Annotated in this window: 17 protein-coding genes and 1 tRNA gene; 13 read left to right on the top strand and 5 right to left on the bottom strand. The window is 51.6% G+C overall.

The window, feature by feature from the left end:
- Positions 1-134: 134 nt before the first annotated feature.
- A complete protein-coding gene (locus ACCI51_RS08150) occupies positions 135-467 on the top strand; it encodes a hypothetical protein (protein ID WP_371843240.1) in 333 nt (110 codons plus the stop codon).
- Between the two features lie 198 nt (positions 468-665).
- On the opposite strand, the gene ACCI51_RS08145 is transcribed toward ACCI51_RS08150, so the two are convergent.
- Both ACCI51_RS08145 and ACCI51_RS08140 read right to left on the bottom strand, forming a co-directional pair.
- Entirely contained in the window at positions 666-1,220 is a 555-nt protein-coding gene (locus ACCI51_RS08145) for a BON domain-containing protein (protein ID WP_371843239.1), read from the bottom strand.
- Positions 1,221-1,764: 544 nt separating this feature from the next.
- The gene (locus ACCI51_RS08140) at positions 1,765-2,655 is read right to left on the bottom strand and encodes an AraC family transcriptional regulator (protein ID WP_371843238.1); all 891 of its coding nucleotides are present in this window, start codon (positions 2,653-2,655) and stop codon (positions 1,765-1,767) included.
- Positions 2,656-2,875: 220 nt separating this feature from the next.
- On the opposite strand from ACCI51_RS08140, the gene ACCI51_RS08135 reads away from it, so the two are divergent.
- The 4 genes from ACCI51_RS08135 (at position 2,876) to tnpA (ending at position 6,960) form a co-directional block, all read left to right on the top strand.
- Positions 2,876-4,219: a flavin-containing monooxygenase gene (locus ACCI51_RS08135; protein ID WP_371843237.1), complete on the top strand. Its 1,344-nt coding sequence runs from the start codon at positions 2,876-2,878 to the stop codon at positions 4,217-4,219.
- Positions 4,220-4,232: 13 nt separating this feature from the next.
- Positions 4,233-5,201, top strand: a complete 969-nt coding sequence (locus tag ACCI51_RS08130; RefSeq protein WP_371843236.1) for an SDR family oxidoreductase — start codon at positions 4,233-4,235, stop codon at positions 5,199-5,201.
- A gap of 7 nt (positions 5,202-5,208) precedes the next feature.
- Positions 5,209-6,036 carry an SDR family NAD(P)-dependent oxidoreductase gene (locus ACCI51_RS08125; RefSeq protein ID WP_371843235.1) on the top strand — a complete coding sequence of 276 codons (828 nt, stop codon included), beginning with the start codon at positions 5,209-5,211 and terminating at the stop codon, positions 6,034-6,036.
- A 489-nt stretch (positions 6,037-6,525) separates the two neighbouring features.
- Positions 6,526-6,960 (top strand): IS200/IS605 family transposase, encoded by a 435-nt coding sequence (gene tnpA / locus ACCI51_RS08120; RefSeq protein WP_371843234.1) that lies wholly within the window; start codon positions 6,526-6,528, stop codon positions 6,958-6,960.
- A gap of 158 nt (positions 6,961-7,118) precedes the next feature.
- Here tnpA and ACCI51_RS08115 read toward each other — a convergent pair.
- A tRNA-Ser gene (locus ACCI51_RS08115) sits at positions 7,119-7,206 on the bottom strand.
- A 165-nt stretch (positions 7,207-7,371) separates the two neighbouring features.
- Positions 7,372-10,302 (bottom strand): ribonuclease E, encoded by a 2,931-nt coding sequence (gene rne, locus ACCI51_RS08110; protein WP_371843233.1) that lies wholly within the window; start codon positions 10,300-10,302, stop codon positions 7,372-7,374.
- 802 nt (positions 10,303-11,104) lie between these two features.
- Between rne and rluC the strand changes: the two genes are divergently transcribed.
- Positions 11,105-12,100, top strand: a complete 996-nt coding sequence (gene rluC / locus ACCI51_RS08105) for a 23S rRNA pseudouridine(955/2504/2580) synthase RluC (protein WP_299580991.1) — start codon at positions 11,105-11,107, stop codon at positions 12,098-12,100.
- 11 nt (positions 12,101-12,111) lie between these two features.
- Positions 12,112-12,756: an HAD-IA family hydrolase gene (locus ACCI51_RS08100; RefSeq protein WP_299580994.1), complete on the top strand. Its 645-nt coding sequence runs from the start codon at positions 12,112-12,114 to the stop codon at positions 12,754-12,756.
- On the opposite strand, the gene ACCI51_RS08095 is transcribed toward ACCI51_RS08100, so the two are convergent.
- On the bottom strand, positions 12,746-13,345 hold the full coding sequence (locus tag ACCI51_RS08095; protein WP_371843232.1) for a Maf family protein: 600 nt from the start codon (positions 13,343-13,345) through the stop codon (positions 12,746-12,748). The genes ACCI51_RS08100 and ACCI51_RS08095 overlap by 11 nt on opposite strands.
- A 107-nt stretch (positions 13,346-13,452) precedes the next feature.
- On the opposite strand from ACCI51_RS08095, the gene ACCI51_RS08090 reads away from it, so the two are divergent.
- From ACCI51_RS08090 to acpP, 6 genes are all read left to right on the top strand, one after another.
- Positions 13,453-13,995 (top strand): YceD family protein, encoded by a 543-nt coding sequence (locus ACCI51_RS08090; protein ID WP_299581000.1) that lies wholly within the window; start codon positions 13,453-13,455, stop codon positions 13,993-13,995.
- 73 nt (positions 13,996-14,068) lie between these two features.
- Positions 14,069-14,263: a 50S ribosomal protein L32 gene (rpmF, locus tag ACCI51_RS08085; RefSeq protein WP_299581003.1), complete on the top strand. Its 195-nt coding sequence runs from the start codon at positions 14,069-14,071 to the stop codon at positions 14,261-14,263.
- A 3-nt stretch (positions 14,264-14,266) separates the two neighbouring features.
- Positions 14,267-15,313, top strand: a complete 1,047-nt coding sequence (gene plsX, locus ACCI51_RS08080; protein WP_299581006.1) for a phosphate acyltransferase PlsX — start codon at positions 14,267-14,269, stop codon at positions 15,311-15,313.
- A 52-nt stretch (positions 15,314-15,365) separates the two neighbouring features.
- Positions 15,366-16,310 carry an ACP S-malonyltransferase gene (gene fabD, locus ACCI51_RS08075; protein WP_371843231.1) on the top strand — a complete coding sequence of 315 codons (945 nt, stop codon included), beginning with the start codon at positions 15,366-15,368 and terminating at the stop codon, positions 16,308-16,310.
- A gap of 44 nt (positions 16,311-16,354) precedes the next feature.
- Positions 16,355-17,110, top strand: a complete 756-nt coding sequence (gene fabG / locus ACCI51_RS08070; RefSeq protein ID WP_371843230.1) for a 3-oxoacyl-ACP reductase FabG — start codon at positions 16,355-16,357, stop codon at positions 17,108-17,110.
- A 222-nt stretch (positions 17,111-17,332) separates the two neighbouring features.
- A complete protein-coding gene (acpP, locus tag ACCI51_RS08065; RefSeq protein ID WP_152453358.1) occupies positions 17,333-17,569 on the top strand; it encodes an acyl carrier protein in 237 nt (78 codons plus the stop codon).
- Positions 17,570-17,704: the final 135 nt, after the last annotated feature.

Here is a 17,704-nt window from a genome sequence, read left to right as displayed (position 1 = left end):
GATATTGTTCTTATTGCATAAAGCATCGCGTTATTTAAGATGGTGTTTTGTGTGATCATCGCTCAGTTATCTGTTGTCGAAGTCTGTGAAGTCATATTCTATCGTAATATTATTTTCCTATATTAGAGGTAAAAATGAAAAGCTTAAATAAGCCCTTATTCTTTTGGCTGATTTTTCTCAGTGTGTCTGTGTCGGCCCTTGAAGGGCCTTTTGTCAGTGATGGTGCTCCTAAGGTTCGGGTGTCATCCAGTGGGGGGGTTACTATCTATCGTATGCCTAGCTCGGCCAACTGTTATGGCGATAAAATTAATTTAGAAAGCACAGAGAGCGTGGACTTTAGGAAAATGGCATTGTCTATGGTAATTGCTGCGCAATTATCCGGGAAGAAAATTAATGCATGGATAGATCGTTATGATTCTACTACGCCGCAGCGTTGCAAATTGGCGTTTATGGAAATTGAGCAGTAAGTGCTTATTTCCAGTTATCTTTAGTTGGATTTTCTGGTTGGTTCTTATCGATGTTGATGGTTGCTAAAGTCTGATTTTGGGGTTTTTTTTAAAATAAATCCAAGTGACAGGCTTAAGGTGCGCAGTGTATTGGGGGCGACCTAGTCTACCACATGCGAAGAATATATGGGGCCATGACGGCCCCGCTGAGTTAACTCTTTATTTAACTATGGTTAAATTATTCACAACCTTCTTAACGTCTTCGGTATTTTCTGCAATCGCTTGAGCGAGATCTTTCTGTGCACTGGATTTTACTGACCCTTTGAGGGTGATAGTGCCACCTTGGGCTGAGACGTCAATTTTAGTTCCTGGAATTTGTTGGTCGAGCAATAGTCGGGTTTTTACTACGGTTGCGATCTTGGCGTCTGTGTATTCGCTAGAAATGGTATCGCTGATACTTTTTTTGTCGGTAACCATCAGTTCGTTGTTTATTTTCTTGACGCCGTCTATTCCGGCAACCAGTTCGCCAGCCAGGCGTTTATCAATATCGCTATTGACCTCTCCTGTTAAGGTGACAATGCCATTGTTGACTTTTGTGTCAATGGTGAAGCTATTTAAATTTTTGTTGAGTAAAAGCACGGTCTCGGCTTTCCCGTCGAGCCATGCATCGCTCATGGCTGAAGATTTCTGGCCAGGTTTTTCCTCGGCTATAACCACGGCTGATGCAAGCATGGCTATTGCAATACAATTTAGGGTATTTTTTATGAGGGGCATAAATGAATCCTTCAGTTGTTGAGGGGCATGTCTACAGATAGGTAGGATATTGCATGTAGATTTTTTGGATAGTTTCTAGTTTGCGTTCGTTGTAGGAGATCAGGTGATTTTAACGCGGTGGATGGTGTTCAGTAGCGCATCGACCTGTGAGCAATCCAGTTCTAGAGGGTAGCTGTGTGAAATATGTGTTGTGAATGATCATTTTTGCCGTTGAAAGCTGGGCGATAATTTGGGTGTTTATACGCCGGAAATACACTGTGAACATCATGACCTGTGAAGCCATATAGTAGAGTTCAGCGTGCCTGTCAAACATACGGCGCAACACTCATTGAGTGCTGGGGTTGGCAGTAGTGTTTTATTTACTTCTGGTTTGCATTATTTATTAATACCTCGCCTCAGTTGGATGTGATGTGTCGCTCACCGATTAAGCGGTTGTCTATATAATAAGGCGGTGCGCATGCTCTATAAAAAGTTAGTATTTAAATCTAGGAAGGTTACTAAATTCAACGGGGTTATTTATTAAGCAGTCCGTCAGATTTAGCGATTAAGTAGTTAGGCATTCTCGATAACAGCCGGGAGAGACTCCCTCCCATCGTCTGAAGGCTTTGCCAAAGGCACTCTCATCGGAGTACCCCAAGGCTGTGGCGATCTCGACAATCGATTTGTTGCCTTCCATTAACCATTGCTTAGCATAATAACTGCGTACCTCATCCTGAAGTTTACGAAAATTGACCTGCTCACCTTGCAGTTTACGACTCAAATGCCTGGGACTAAGGCAGAGATGTTTGGCAGCCTGTTCACGGGTTAAGTCGGGGGATTGTTGAAGTAAGAGTGACACCTTACGGTGTAGGGACTTTTCTGCGAGTGCCTGTAAATGGGCATCTGCTTTTGGCTTTAAACAGGCCACAACATCTCTATCAGCTGCGGCTAGAGGAAGTGCCAAGTAATGGGCGGGGAATCGGATGGCTGAAACCTGTGCATTGAACGTTACTGGTGTTTGTAGAAGCGCTTGATACTGTTGTTGTAGGGCGAGACTGGGGGCGGGATAGGAGAGCATTATCTTGTGTGTTTGAAACTTTCCACCAGTCATAATCCGGGTTTGAGCCAGACAAGCAGCGAGTACCGTTTCTACACGGATCTGTGCGTAGCTTAAGAAATTGGGGTGGTAGCAGAGATTTACAGTCAGGGCATCGCGACGCATTTCAAAGTGACCCCCTTCCCCAAGTAACGGGTGGTAGGTAATCAACTGTTCTATCGTTGCACCCAGGTCTTTTTGGGTCATCAGTAAGTAACCCACTAGTCCAATCTGATTGGTTTGCATGGCAAGCCCAAGCCTTATTCCCAGTAAGGGGTCTGGGTAGCTGTCAATTAGCGCTTCCCAAAGCTGCTCCTGCTGATGAATTGGAACACGTTCCTCCCGGTTTATTTGGGACAAAACTTTGTGGGCCCCTTTTGGTTGAGGAAGCCCCAAGCTGGACAGTGCCTCAACTAAAGCCCTGGCATAGCTGAGGTGCACACTTCTAGAGTCGTTCAACACTATCTATATGTCCCAAATTAACCAGTATCTGCCCGATAATGACGATCTGCTGTGAATTTGTCACGGTATATTCTTTTGGCTTGGTCCTAAAACGAATAAAAAGGCAAGGGGAGCGACCATGAAACCCTACGCAGTGATTGGCGCCGGCCCCATGGGCCTGTGTACCGTGCGACATTTGCTTAAGCTTGGTATCCCCTGTGTTGGCTTTGAGGTGCACAGTGAGGTCGGTGGCTTATGGGATATCGATAACCCAACCAGCACAATGTATGCATCGGCACATCTTATTTCCTCGAAGAAGATGACTGAGTTTGCCGATTTTCCCATGGATGAGGACGTCCCTGATTATCCCAGCCATCGTGCTATGCGTGATTATTTCCGGTCCTATGCGAGAAAATTTGGACTTTACGGCCACTACGAGTTTAATACGGAAGTCTTGAAATGCACTCGTAGCGGAGGAGGCTGGCTAGTTACTACTCGTCGAAAGTGGCAGGAAAAAACGCGAGCGTTTAGTGGTTTACTCATTGCCAGCGGCACATTACACCACCCGAACCAACCCGAACTTCCTGGTAAGTTCTCTGGGGAGTTATTGCATTCCGCGCAGTACCGATCGCCCGAGGTCTTTACCGGGAAAAGAGTCCTGTTGATTGGTTGTGGTAATAGTGGAGCAGATATTGCTGTAGATGCGGTACAGAGAGCGAGCAGCGTGGAGATCAGTCTGCGTCGCGGCTATCACTTCTTGCCGAAGTATATTGCCGGTAAACCTGTCGATCAGCTGGGTGGAAAACTTAAGCTCCCCGATTTTTTCAAGCGCCGAATAACCAGGGCGCTCACGAATTTCTCATTAGGGCGTCCATCTCAATACGGATTACCCGAGCCAGATTACCAACTCTTTGAATCCCACCCCGTAGTCAATTCCTTACTGCTGCACCACATTGGCCATGGGGATATCAATCCAAGGCCGGATATTACATCGGTAAATGCCGCTAAAGTGCGATTCTCGGATGGTGAATGCCGGGAGTATGATCTGATTGTGCAAGCTACGGGTTATACGCTTAATTATCCGTTCATAGAGAGCCGTGAGTTGAACTGGAGTGGCCATGCGCCTAGCCTTTATCTAAATGTATTCCATCCAGAGTCAGACAACCTTTTCATGATGGGGATGGTCGAGGCGGCGGGGCTGGGGTGGGAAGGGCGTAACAAACAGGCAGAACTTGTTGCGCTTTATATACACCAGTTAATGGCTGGGGCTCCCTCTGCGAGTCGATTCAGGAAAACGATCCAACAGAGAGCGGGTATACGCATAGACGGTGGTATGCGGTATCTGAACCTTGAGCGCATGGCGTATTACGTTCATAAAGAAGCGTACTTGAAGGCTCTTGCAGTTCACAAGGCAGATTTGCAGAAAGATCTTCTCCCGCGAGCAGCGTTTTACCAGACCGGCGGATCAGAAGTGACTTCTTGATGGAGGCTTCACGATGGAACAGCGGATTTTGATTACAGGGGCCTCAGGCTATATCGGCCATCAGCTGGGGGAACGATTGAGTAAAACTCTTCCGGTTTTCGGGATTGATATTCGATCTAAAGCTGCGAGCTTTCCAGTTTATGTTATGGATATCTGTGATAAGGCCCTTGGGGCATTAATGCAGTCGAAATCTATTACCCATGTGATTCACTTGGCGTCGGTAATGTCTGCAGGGCGCGATCAGGCGGCCGAGTATCGCATCGACGTGGAAGGCACCAGAAATGTATTAGATGCCTGTCTCTACGCGGGTGTTGAGCATATCACTGTGTCAAGCAGCGGTGCGGCTTATGGCTATTATCCTGATAATCCATCCAAACTCGATGAACATCATCCACTGCGTGGTAATCCCGAATTTGGTTACTCCTACAACAAGCGTCAAGTTGAGGCGTTACTGGCTGAATACTGTGAAAAGCACCCACGCCTCAAACAGCTGATTTTTCGCGTTTCTTCCGTTTTGGGGGCCAAGACCAATAACAAAATCAGTGCCCTGTTTAGCCAGCAGGTAATCCTGGACCCGGGAGGCCACAATTCTCCGTTTGTTTTTGTTTGGGACCAGGATGTTATCCGTGCAATATCCTTCGGCGTGAACACTAATGCCGGAGGTATCTTCAATCTGGCTGGTGACGGTCGTGTCAGCCCCAGGGAAATCGCACATACACTGTCTAAATCGCTTATAAAGCCACCGATATGGCTGGTAAAAGCGGTTCTTCGACTAGGTTATAGTCTCCACTTAACAAATACCCATCCCAGTCAAGTGGCCTTTTTGCAATATAGGCCTGTCCTGGATAACCGTCGCTTGAAAGAAGAGTTGGGGTTTCTTCCGGAGAAGACGTCCAAAGAGGTTTTTAATTTTTTTGCAGAAAAGGCACTCGGCATAGCACCGGCTTCTCGCAAGTGCTCTTTGCCTATGGGGGAGATCTGAGGTGGCTGTGAATAAAGCTGAAACCCCAAAAAAGACTTTTGTGATTACTGGTGCTGCGGGGGGCTTGGGCTGGGCGATTACCGAGTGCCTTACGAGAAAATTTACTGCCGAATTCGCCCTGGTTGATAGTGCCGTCAATACACTTCGCCAAAGAGAAGCTCAGCTTAAGGCTCGCGGTATTCGAGTTAGGGTTTTTGTGGTTGATTTATCTAATAGCAAAGCACTTGAGGCGTTGATTCAGCTCTTAAGAGGCGCGTATTCAAGGGTTGATCTGCTAGTAAACAACGCTGGCATTACGCATCGTAGTCCCTCCGTTCAAACGACCAGCGAGGTCCTCCGAAGAGTGATGGATGTCAATTACTATGCCCCGGTAGGACTTGCTCAGGGGTTGTTTACAGAACTAAAAGCTGCTTCTGGCTGTGTGGTAAATATTAGCTCCATGGCCGGCTGGATGCCCGTATTGGGCCGTGCGGGTTATTGCGCAGCCAAGAGCGCTTTGCACCAGTATTTCGAGACATTCCGTGAGGAGGTGCGGCGTGAGAGGGTAAAAGTGCTGATGGTGTACCCAAGTTTCCTAGCTACAACGATCGAAGAAAATGCTTTAGCCGGCGATGGTGGGCTGGCCAAGCACCAACGAAGTACTATAGGAACTGTGCGCAGTGCTGAATGGATGGCCAATCAAATTGTAGCGGCTTTAGAAAAGGGGAGGGAGCGGTGGTTCCCAAAAGATGTAAGCCTTGTAGGTGCTTTTTTGTATCGACTGGCTCCGACTACCTTCCTTAAACAGATGAGGAGGAGCTTCCCGCTTGAGATGTCGGCAGCTTCGGAGAGCTAGGCCGCTCAGGCTGATGAGCACCTCGATATATTCGAAGAAAAATTTGCGATCTCAAGGGGTACTTTTTAGTGAGTTTTCAGCTGTAAATTTAGCTTTATTCAAATGTTTTTTTGGTTTAAACGCCCTCATCAAAAGCGATAAACCCTTCGTTTCAAAGGGGTGCGTCAGGTTTTGCCTTAACCAATGTATATAGCTTGTAGCATCCCGTGTAAAACCCTCTTCAAATGGTTTTTCTGTTCTTCCTTTACGGCGTATGTATACAACGTTTTGCTCTATTCTAGTCAGCCTTGCTCGCTAACTAATCGACAGGGAAGCGGGGGAGAGTAGCGGCGCAGTCATGTGCACTTCCCGCCTCCTTGGCAGCAAGAGATAATTAACAAATAGGTAAACCACCGCCTCAGGCGGTGAGACTTGATAAGGCTCTGCCGTTCCGGCGTGCAGAGTAAAAATATGGCCTCCATGAACCGGCAAGTTCTTTAAGGAGGCCATATGCGAGATTGGCAGTGCCAAGCTCACGTTAAACATTATTGCAGGTACCATGTGGTATTTTTGCCCAAGTATCGAAAGAAAGCGTTATTTGGAGCATTGAGACGTGAGATTGGAGCAATATTCCGAGACTTATGTTGTCAGAAAGGCATTGAGTTGGTCGAGGGGTACGCAATGAGGGACCACATTCATATGTTGTTAATGATTCCTCCAAGGTTAAGTGTTTCCAATACGGTTGGGTTTCTGAAAGGGAAATCTGCGATCCAGACATTTCGGAAGTACAAGCATGTGCAGAGAAATTTCACAGGAAGACATTTTTGGGCTCGGGGCTACTGCGTGAGTACAGTAGGTCTTGATGAGCAGATGATTCGAGAGTACATCAAGAATCAAGAGGTTGAAGAGCGCCGGCAAGAGCAGATGCAACTGGCGGGGTTGTAAATAGCCCCCTCTGGGGGCTTTCACCATACCACCCGCTATGCGGGTGGTTGCTGATTTTGCGTTGAGACTTTGTTGAGACCTGAACGAAAAAGGGCGGTACCAAGAAAATTGGTACCGCCCTTGGTTGCTTGTAACCCATTGATTTACAAGACTTTATATGGCGGTGGGGCAGGGATTCGAACCCTGGGACCTGTTACAGTCAACGGTTTTCAAGACCGCCGCTTTCGACCACTCAGCCACCCCACCAAATTATGCTGCGCATTATACCCAGCTTCGTGCTACATACAAGTGCCCTTGTGAATTTTTTTAATAAGTTCAATAGGTTAGGTGATTTATTGACCAATCCCGACACGTGCTCGGGAATAAAAAAGCCGCCAACACCTCAGGTGTTGGCGGCTTCACGGGGCTCTGTTAGCCGGCTTCTGCAGAGTTGCGGTTAGAATCCGCGTCTGCCTGGGCTACGCTTCGAGCCAGGCGAGGGTCGTTAGCCGGGCGGGTGAGGGGGCGAGGATTGTGCTCAATGGCCGCTGGTTGGGCGGTATCCAGCGGCTGCTGGATGCCGACTTCACGGTGCTCGGTAACGATTGCCAGCTCAAGTAATGGCTTGGGATTGTTACGAGGGTCATTACCTGCGCGACCGCGAGTTGCCGGGGAGGTGATTTCTTCGGAGGCTTTGGCCTCAGCGGTCATTACCTCTTCCCTGGCGAGAGCGTTGCTCAGCTCTTCCTTTGCCTTAGCCGCTTCACTGGCCTCTTGCAGAGCGGTCTCTTCCGCATCCTCCGGCGATTCCACGGCAGAAGGTGTTTCTTCAGCTGCTTTATTTGCCGTTTGATGGGTGGTGGATCGCTCTTCTTGGGCAGCGGCGGGTGCTACTTGTGTCGCAGAGGTTGCCGTTACTTTGGGTGCCTCCACGGCAGTGGCCGCCGGTTTCGCTCTTTCTTCGGTATTTGCTACAGATTTTGCTTCCTCTTGTCTTGTGGTGGCTTCTTCCGCAATCGGGGTGCGTGCGGGGGCCTCTACAGAGGGTTTGGCTTGGCCTGCCTGTGCGGGTTTCGATGGCCTCCGTTCTTTGCGCTCGGTTTTACGCTTCGGAGTTTCGCTTGCTGGCGTCTCACTAGCGACATTTGTGGCAGTGTCCCTGGACTTTCTGGCTTCACTTTCAGCTTCGTCAATGGCTTCATTAACTTCGCGGTCCAGCTCTTCCTGGCTTTGGGCAACGGCGGTAGCGGCAGTATTCTCCGGGCGGCGGCCTCGGCGGCGAGCCTGCGGGCGGCCGCGTACATTGCTGGGGCGGCGTGCCGGGCGCTGTTGATCGGTGCTTTCGTCTACCTGGACACTGCTTTCTGTGGCGCTGCTTTCAGTGATGTTGCTGCGATTTTCGTCTTTGCGACGATTGTCTCCGCTGCGGCGGCGGCGACGGCGGCGCTGCCCTTCTCCACGCTCTGCTCCACCTTCACGATCATCAAATTGCTTGGAGGTTTGTCTGGCCTCTCGCTGATCTTCGCCCTTAGCATCTTCGCGACGATCGTCTTTGCGGCGCGTCTGGCGCTCACCGCGATTGCTGCGGTTACCACTGCGTTGATTGCGATTACGGTTGCGGTTGCGCTGGTAGTCTTTACCTCGGTTTTGAGACTTTTGATGCTTTTGGGGCTCTTCCTCTTTATTGGAGAAAAGCTCAGCGATGGCACTGATCAGGCGACTGAATAGGCCCGGTTCCGGTTTTTTCTCCGGAGTGGGCGCCGGTATAGTGTGGGTGATCGGCTTCACCGCAGCCTGGGCCGGGGCGCGCTGGGGTTGCTCTTCTTTCTTGGTAACGGTTTCCTCTGCACTTCCGGAAATCTTGTAGGAGGTTTCCAAGGTGGCGGTATCGTCATCGCGCAGGCGCTGAACTTCAAAATGCGGTGTTTCAATGTCCGCATTGGGTACAACAACCACTCGGGTCTTGTTGCGGGACTCGATTTGGGAAATGGCTTTGCGCTTCTCGTTGAGCAGGTAGGTGGCGACATTCACGGGGGTGATTGCGCGAATCTCTGCACTGCGCTCTTTCTTGGCTTCTTCTTCCACCAGGCGAAGGATAGAGAGTGCCAGCGATTTAGTGCCGCGTATGGTGCCCTGTCCACTACAGCGGGGGCAGACGCGGAAGGTGGTTTCACCTAGAGACGGACGCAGGCGCTGGCGCGACATTTCCAAAAGGCCAAAGCGGGAGATGCGGCCAACCTGTACGCGTGCGCGGTCCATGCTGAGGGCCTTTTCCATACGCTTCTCAACTTCGCGCTGGTTGGACTTGCTCTGCATGTCAATGAAGTCGATGACGACTAGGCCGCCCATGTCGCGCAGTCGCAGCTGGCGGGCAATTTCGTCAGCTGCTTCGAGGTTGATGTTGCGCGCGGTTTCCTCAATATCGCCGCCCTTAGTGGCGCGAGAGGAGTTGATGTCGATAGAAATCAGCGCTTCGGTGACATCGATAACGATGGAGCCGCCGGAGGGGAGTTTGACCTCGCGTTCGAAGGCCGTTTCAATCTGGCTTTCGATTTGGTAGCGGTTGAACAGCGGAATAGAGTCTTCGTAGAACTTAACCTTGTGGCTGTAGTGGGGCATTACCTGGTCGGCGAAACCTTTTGCCAGCCCGAAGGAGTCTGCGTCATCGACAATCACTTCACCGATATCGTCGCGCATGTAGTCGCGGATAGCGCGAATAATTACGTTACTTTCCTGGAAGAGGAAGTGTGGGGCTTTAGAGGTGTCCGCCTCGTCTTTTATGGCGTTCCACAGTTGTAGAAGGTAGTTGAGATCCCATTGCAGCTCCTCGCCGCTGCGGCCAACACCGGCGGTGCGCACGATAATGCCCATGCCTGAGGGGACATCTACGCTTGCCAGGGCATCACGCAGCTCGGAGCGTTCGTCGCCTTCGATGCGGCGGGAGATGCCGCCGGCGCGGGGGTTGTTTGGCATCAGGACCAGGTAGCGCCCGGCGAGGCTGATAAAGGTGGTCAGAGCGGCCCCTTTGTTGCCTCGCTCCTCTTTATCTACCTGAACGATGACTTCCATGCCCTCTTTGACGACATCTTTAATCTTGATGCGGCCTTCGATGTCCTTGGGCTGTTTGAGGAAGTATTCACGGGAAATTTCTTTCAGGGGGAGGAAGCCGTGGCGCTCTTCACCGTAGTCGACAAAAGCGGCTTCGAGGGAGGGTTCTACACGGGTAATTTTGCCTTTGTAGATATTGGCTTTTTTCTGCTGACGGGTGCGGTTTTCAATGTCCAGGTCGTAGAGCCACTGGCCGTCGACCAGGGCTACACGCAACTCTTCAGGTTGGGTTGCGTTGATTAGCATTCTCTTCATGCGTGTCGTTTTCCTTGCGTTGCGCAAAGGTATGACACCGCTGTTTGCAGACTTGCTTGTGGGCCACCAAATGGAGAGGACCAGATGGCGGGGCAGGGAAATCAAAAGCGCTGTCTCTGCCGCAAACTCAGTCTACGCGGCTTATCTGAGACGATCGTTCGCCTATAGTTCTCACTGCAAAAACTCCGGATAAACGCTGTTGTGGTGCTATCCGTTGGTACTTTGAGTACCTTTTTTCCTTGAGTACCTTTTGTTAGTACTGCCCTGTACCAGGGCCGTGGATTTCCATGGCCGGGTTGGGCGCCACCCTTCGGTCAGTTTCAAGCTGGGTGGCAAGGTTTGCGTCGTTGTTACTGGCTCTGCAGCTCGGCTTTTGGCCGGTGCCTATCTTCTTTTACTTTGTTCACCAGGTTATTGGAAACAGTTGAACCCTGGTTGCCAGTTCGGTCGCTGGCATCATCATCTGCAGAGCGGGACGCAAATTTTATGAGTTGTCCTTTCAAGCGCTGCGGGTTGCGGCCCGTCTTACCTTCGCGATAGTTACCCACTTAACTGTGGGCTGTTGTGCCGGTGAGGCCCCTTGAGATTCTCGTTTTGGGGTGCGCTCATCAGCTAAGTTTTTTATCAATGACGCGGTATGCCCGCGCACTGGCCGAACAGCGGTATTTTCTCTGAAACCTTGGCTATCTCTTCATGTGGGAAGCCGCCAATGGCCGAAAACCAGCCGAATCCAGGCCGGCCGAATATAGCACGGGCAGGGTGGTGCTTCAATTGTCCTGGCCGCGGCGCTATGATGCGCGTCATGCGAAGTACATCCCCCCATAAAGCGGCTGCGGCCGACACCCCCTCTGATACCTGGAAAGCCTCTGGTGGCGTACAGTTCTTAACTGTGCCCGATGAGCTGGCAGGGCAGAGGGTTGATAATTTTCTAATGGCGCGCCTTAAGGGCGTGCCCCGATCGCGAGTTTATCGAATCCTGCGTAAGGGTGAGGTCAGAGTAAATAAAGGACGGGTAAAGGCAGAATACAAGTTGGTGGCTGGTGATGTAGTGCGTGTGCCGCCAATTCGTGCTGCGGAACAGGCTCCTGCTCCGCTTGCGGGAGAACCGCTGCGTCAGCTGATAAAAGATTCCATACTTTACGATGACAAGGGCCTGCTTGTGATCAGTAAGCCTGCCGGCCTCGCTGTCCATGGCGGCAGTGGAGTGCGGCTCGGTTTGATTGAGGTGCTCAGGCAAATGTATCCGCAGAGCCCGTTTATCGAGCTTGTGCATCGCCTTGATCGGGATACGAGCGGCGCGATTATGGTGGCGCGCAAGCGCGCGGTTTTACAGCATGTGCAGTCAGAGCTGCGCGATGGTCGTATCGGTAAGTCTTATTTGGCTCTGGCAGTGGGTAAATGGCCCAGGGGTCAAAAGGTGGTTGAGGTGCCTTTGCGCAAAAATACGCTGAAGAGCGGTGAGCGAATGGTCTCGGTCCACCAAGATGGCAAAGCTTCCGAAACGCGCTTTCAAGTGCTGGAGCGCTTTAAGGCGGCGACGTTGCTAGCCGCAGAGCCTGTGACCGGGCGTACTCACCAAATTCGAGTGCATGCTCAATTTGTTGGCTGCCCCCTGGCGGGTGACAGCAAATACACGGCTGATGAGGATAATCGGGATTTTCGCGAACGGGGCCTCAAGCGTCTTTTCCTTCATTCGGCCTCGGTGCGCTGTACGCTACCAGATGGTACCAGTGTGCATGTTGAGGCGCCTCTGCCAGGTGAGTTGCAGGGGTTGCTGAAGAAGTTGCGGGATGAGTAGGGTTTGTAGTTATGCTGGTAATACTTGACTGGGACGGCACAGTTTGTAATTCCGAGGCTCGGATTGTGGCATGTATGCTGCGTGCAGCTGAGCGGGTAGGGTTGCCAGTGCTCGCTCCAGAGGCCGTAAGCAATATTATTGGGTTGGGGCTGCCGGAGGCCGTGGCGAGCTTGTTTCCTGAGGCTGCCAGCGAGGATAAGCAAGCCCTGCGGCAGTTCTATTCCGAGGAGTGGATGGCTGCCAGGGTGGACCCTCTGCCTTTGTTTGAGGGTGTATTGGACACCCTGGACAAACTGCTTTGTGGGGGGCATCGGCTGGCGGTTGCTACAGGAAAGAGTCGGCGCGGTCTCAACCGGGAGTTTGATGAGCACGGCTTGGGGCATTTGTTTGTAGCGAGTCGCTGTGCGGATGAGACGGCGTCCAAGCCAGATCCGCGAATGCTTAGTGAGCTGCTGACCGAAACAAGTTGTGGTGTCGATGAGGCCGTCATGGTGGGCGATACGGTTTACGACCTAAATATGGCTGCGGCGATTGGTATGTCTTCTATCGGGGTAAGCTATGGTGCCCATTGCCCGACTCGTCTACAGGGGTGCAAGCCTCAGATCATCATAGATGAGTTTGCCGACCTGCTTGGTTGGTCCCCGCTTAGCACTTAATTTCTGGGTTTAGTGGGTCTATACCAAATTCGCTGAGGAAGTCTACCAGTCGGATCAGGGGGAGGCCCACAAGGGTGTTGATGTCGCCCCCGTCAAGCTTCTCAAATAAGGTAATGCCCAGGCCTTCTACCTTAAAGGACCCGGCGCAGTCGTAGGGTTTCTCCAATTCTACGTATCTTTCGATCTGCGCTGAGTTCAATGTGCGGAAGTACACCGTAAAAGTCTCCACCGTGCTTGTTTGTCGCCCACTTTCGCTGTCGAGGAGTGAGAGGCCGGTGTGAAAGGTGACTTTGTGGCCGGAGCAGGTCTGAAGTTGGGCGATGGCCTTGGATCGATTGCCTGGTTTTCCTAGTATTTGCCCGCGGCATTCGGCCACCTGGTCTGACCCTATGATCAGGGCGTGCGGGTTGTTGACGGCCAAAGCCTCAGCCTTTCTTTTGGCTAGTCTCAAGGCCAGCGCGTCGGCACCCTCTCCGGGCCTCGCCTCTTCATTTATATGGGGGGCCGCGTACTGGAAGGGAAGTTGCAACTGTTGCAGTAGTGCTCTGCGGTAGGGGGAGCTGGAGGCTAGTATCAGTGGGGTGGCCATTATTTGGACAATTCCATGGTTGGTTGGTCAAGGTTTGTGCGTGGGCGATACTGCAGTGGCTTAATTGTTTTGACAAGGGTGGGGCGAGTCCATAGAATTGCGCGCTTATGTCGATAGCCCCCCCTAAATCAGTATTGCCGAAGAGCGTTGACGCTCGAAAATTGGTGCAGCGCGAACAGTTTCTGGACGGTATTTTACCTCTGGAGTCACTGGAGCGTCTCAGTGAGGCTGTAGAGTCTGTGGATGGGGAGATCGCGACTGAAATTCAGTTTGGCCGTGATCTGCAAAATCATCTCACTGTCAGCGGTAAGGTATCGTGCGCAGTGGACCTGCTATGCCAGCGTTGTTTGCATCCTGTGCGAGAACAGCTGGAGGCGCAGTTTTGCTGGGGTATCGTTTGGTCTGAAGAGCAGGGCAGGGCCCTCCCTAAAGACCTGGATCCGGTTATTCAAGACGGCGATGAGCTGGACTTGCACTTGATCCTTGAAGATGAAATTTTGCTCAATCTGCCGATGGTGGCTTATCACGATGAGGAATGCGTCTCTAAGGAGAGCTTTCACGTTGGTGAGGAAGAAACTGAAGCGGGGGAGCAGCAGGAAAACCCCTTTAAAGTGCTGGAGCAGTTGAAGGGTTCTTCGGGTAAATCCTAGATTTTCCGGGGAGTTTGGGCTCGCCGGTAGGCGCCCCGGTTCCAGCGAAATTTGTTTATTTTAGGAGCTAGCAATGGCTGTTCAACAAAACAAGAAGACTCGTTCCCGTCGCGGCATGCGCCGCTCTCACGACGCTCTGGGCGCCGGTGCCACCCTTTCCGTAGATCCGACTACCGGTGAAAAGCACCTGCGTCACCACGTGACCAAAGACGGTTTCTACCGTGGTCGCAAGGTGCTCGAAATCGGCGGCGGCTCCGAAGAAGAGTAAGCTTTGTCCAGCCAATTGCGATTGGCCGTGGATGCAATGGGCGGGGACTTAGGTCCCCGCTCTGTCGTTCCGGCCTGTGTTAGATTCCTTCAAAACTTCCCCGCAGCGCAGCTGAAACTCTTCGGTCCCCGCGCGCAACTAGAAGCACTGTTCCTGGAGCAGCGCCACCCCCGCATTCCCGATCGTCTTGAAATTGTTGACTGTGAACAGGTGGTTACCCAGGAGTGCAACCCTCTTCAGGCTGTGCGTCACAAGCGTGATTCCACAATGGCCGAAGCGCTGAGAGCGGTTGCTGAGGGCGATGCTCAGGCTATGGTGACCTCTGGAAATACCGGCGCGCTTTTAGCTTTGAGCCGTAGCGTTCTGGGTAATATTGAGGGCGTTAGAAAGCCGGCACTGGGTAAGTCTGTCCCTTCGGGGCACGGCTCCTGTTACCTTTTAGATCTGGGTGCAAATGTGGGGTGCAATGCGGAGGACTTGTTGCAGTTCGCTCGGATGGGGATAGAGGCGCAGCATCTTCATACCGGAACCCCCCGCGCAGACATTGAAGTGGCTCTATTGAATATAGGCGCTGAAGCGCACAAGGGAACCGCTGAGATCCGTAGGGCTGCAGAGCTCTTGGAGGCAGACCCGGAAGTCAATTATGTGGGGTTTGTGGAGGGGCACGATATCTTTACCGGTGCCGTCGACGTGGTTGTATGCGATGGGCTGATGGGGAATGTGGCCATGAAATCCGCTGAAGGTGTAATTAGACTTATGGGTCAAAAAGCGTTCACTATTGAAAAGAAGGGTTGCTTTAAGCGTTTTTTTGGCCAATTAGCCATAAAGTTGTTGCGAAAATGGCGCACACAGGTAGAGCCTGCTCGCTATAATGGCGCCAGTTTTGTAGGAGTGAAGGGTAACGTGATCAAGAGTCACGGAGGTGCCAGCAGTGAAGCCTTTTACCGGGCCATGGTGACGGCTAAAGAATGTGCCGATGCTAACCTAGCCGCGAGAGTCGGTGCCGCTTTGGTGCAGGCTGGCGAGCGAAACTCAAGGGCAATAGGGTAGAAAGCATGCCCTTCTCTTACTGAAATTTGCCAAACAGATTTAAGGATGTCTTATGACCAATGCCGCGCTTGCATTCGTCTTTCCGGGGCAGGGATCTCAAAAGATCGGAATGCTCTCCGAAATTGCCCAGGAAGCCCCTGAAATCCTCGCCACTTTTGCCGAAGCTTCGGAAGTCCTCGGTTATGACCTTTGGGACCTCTGCCAAAATGGCGAGCAAGAAGCAATCAATCTTACTCAGCGTACCCAGCCACTGCTTTTAGCCTCAAGTGTTGCTCTTTACCGACTCTGGCGTGCCCGTGGCGGCGCCCTGCCCGCAAGCATGGCGGGACACAGTCTTGGAGAGTGGTCAGCATTAGTTTGTTCGGGAGTCTTGGCGTTCAAGGATGCAGTTCACTTGGTCCGTGAACGCGGCCGCCTGATGCAGGAGGCCGTCCCTGTCGGCACGGGGGCTATGGCTGCTGTGATAGGTCTTGACGATGCCGAGGTAGAAGAGGCTTGTACCAGTGCGGCACAGGGCGAGGTAGTTGCCGCGGTGAACTATAACTCTCCGGGTCAAATTGTCATCGCTGGCAGCAGTGCTGCGGTTGGGCGTGCTATTGATGCCTGTAAGGCGGCGGGTGCCAAGAGGGCAATGCCTCTGCCGGTGAGCGCACCATTCCATACTGAGTTGATGCGTCCGGCAGCGGAAAAGCTTGCTCCCCAAATTGAGGCGGCAGAATTCAGTGCACCTGAAATTCCCGTAGTACACAATGTACATGCCGAAACCGAGGCTGATCCGGCGAAGATCAAAGCGCTTATGATTGAGCAGATCTATAGCCCTGTGCGCTGGTCTGCCTGCTCCCAAAAGTTGGTGGCTGATGGTGTTATGCAGCTGGTTGAGTGTGGGCCCGGCAAGGTGCTGGCGGGTTTGGCTAAGCGAATCAATCGCAGCGTTGCCTGTCATGGCATCGACACTCCCGGAAGCTTTAATGAGGCACTGAGATCCACAGCCATCTGAGTTGCTCGGGTGATTGGAGATGATCGAATAAGGATAAAGCAAGTATGAGCTTAATGATTTCCCTTGAGGGTAAGGTAGCCCTGGTTACCGGTGCTAGTCGCGGTATTGGTGCGGCAATTGCAGATATGCTGGGCGGTCAGGGGGCGACGGTGATTGGCACTGCGACCAGTGAGGGTGGAGCAGAGAAGATCAGTGCCCGTTTTGCTGATAAAGGAATCCGTGGGGCTGGTATGGTGTTGGATGTCACCAGTAAAGAAAGTATTGCCGAAGTGCATGCGGCGATAAAGGCCAATTTTTCTGTGCCCACCATTTTGATTAATAACGCTGGTATTACCAAAGACAACTTGCTCATGCGCATGAAAGACGATGAGTGGGACTCGGTGGTTGAGACGAACCTATCGGCGGTCTATCGAATGGCCAAAGCTTGCCTGCGGGATATGACCAAGGCCCGCTGGGGGCGTATTATCAACATCAGTTCCGTAGTGGGCAGTATGGGCAATGCGGGACAGAGTAATTATGCGGCGACCAAGGCCGGTGTGGCGGGATTTGCGCGTTCCCTGGCTGCAGAAATCGGCTCTCGGGGTATCACTGTGAATACGGTTGCGCCGGGATTTATTGATACCGATATGACCAAAGTACTGCCAGAAGCCCAGCGCGAGGCGCTGCTTGATAGGATTCCCTTGGGCCGTCTGGGCCGGCCCGAAGAGATTGCCTCGGTTGTGGCTTTCCTGGCAAGTGATGCCGGGGCCTACGTCACAGGGGAGACAATACAGGTCAATGGCGGCATGTATATGACCTGATGTACGTCGCAAAAATTTTAATAAATTATTGATTTTTAAGATATTTTTGTATTTGCTGATGGTGTTGAAGGGCCGTGCATTACAACCCTAAAAAGTTGGGGTACAATGGCCTCTGAATTATCCAAAAGCTGTGTGAGCCGGTCGTTATCGCCGTTAATTGGATTGGCGAAATAACAATAGCGACTAAAACAGATTTTTACCCACTAGGAGTTAAATTGAATCATGAGCAGCATTGAAGAGCGCGTGAAAAAGATCGTTGCTGAACAACTGGGCGTGAAGGAAGAAGACGTTAAGCCTGAAGCCTCTTTTGTTGAAGATCTGGGCGCGGACTCACTCGACACAGTTGAGCTGGTAATGGCTTTGGAAGAGGAATTCGAGACCGAAATCCCCGATGAAGAAGCAGAGAAAATCACTACTGTTCAGCTGGCAATCGATTACATCAAGGATAACCTTGGTTAATTCCTGCTGGGTAGTTTAGGTGCGAACAGTCTAGTTGCTGTACGTGGCCAAGCGTTTCTGAGAGCCGTTCTATGTTTCATAGCGCGGCTCTCTTTTTATTAGGACTATGGAATTGTAACTGCTGTTCGTTGGTAA

This window comes from Microbulbifer echini (genome assembly GCF_041447225.1).
GTDB lineage: Bacteria > Pseudomonadota > Gammaproteobacteria > Pseudomonadales > Cellvibrionaceae > Microbulbifer > Microbulbifer echini.
This window is presented reverse-complemented; position numbering and strand designations above follow the sequence as displayed.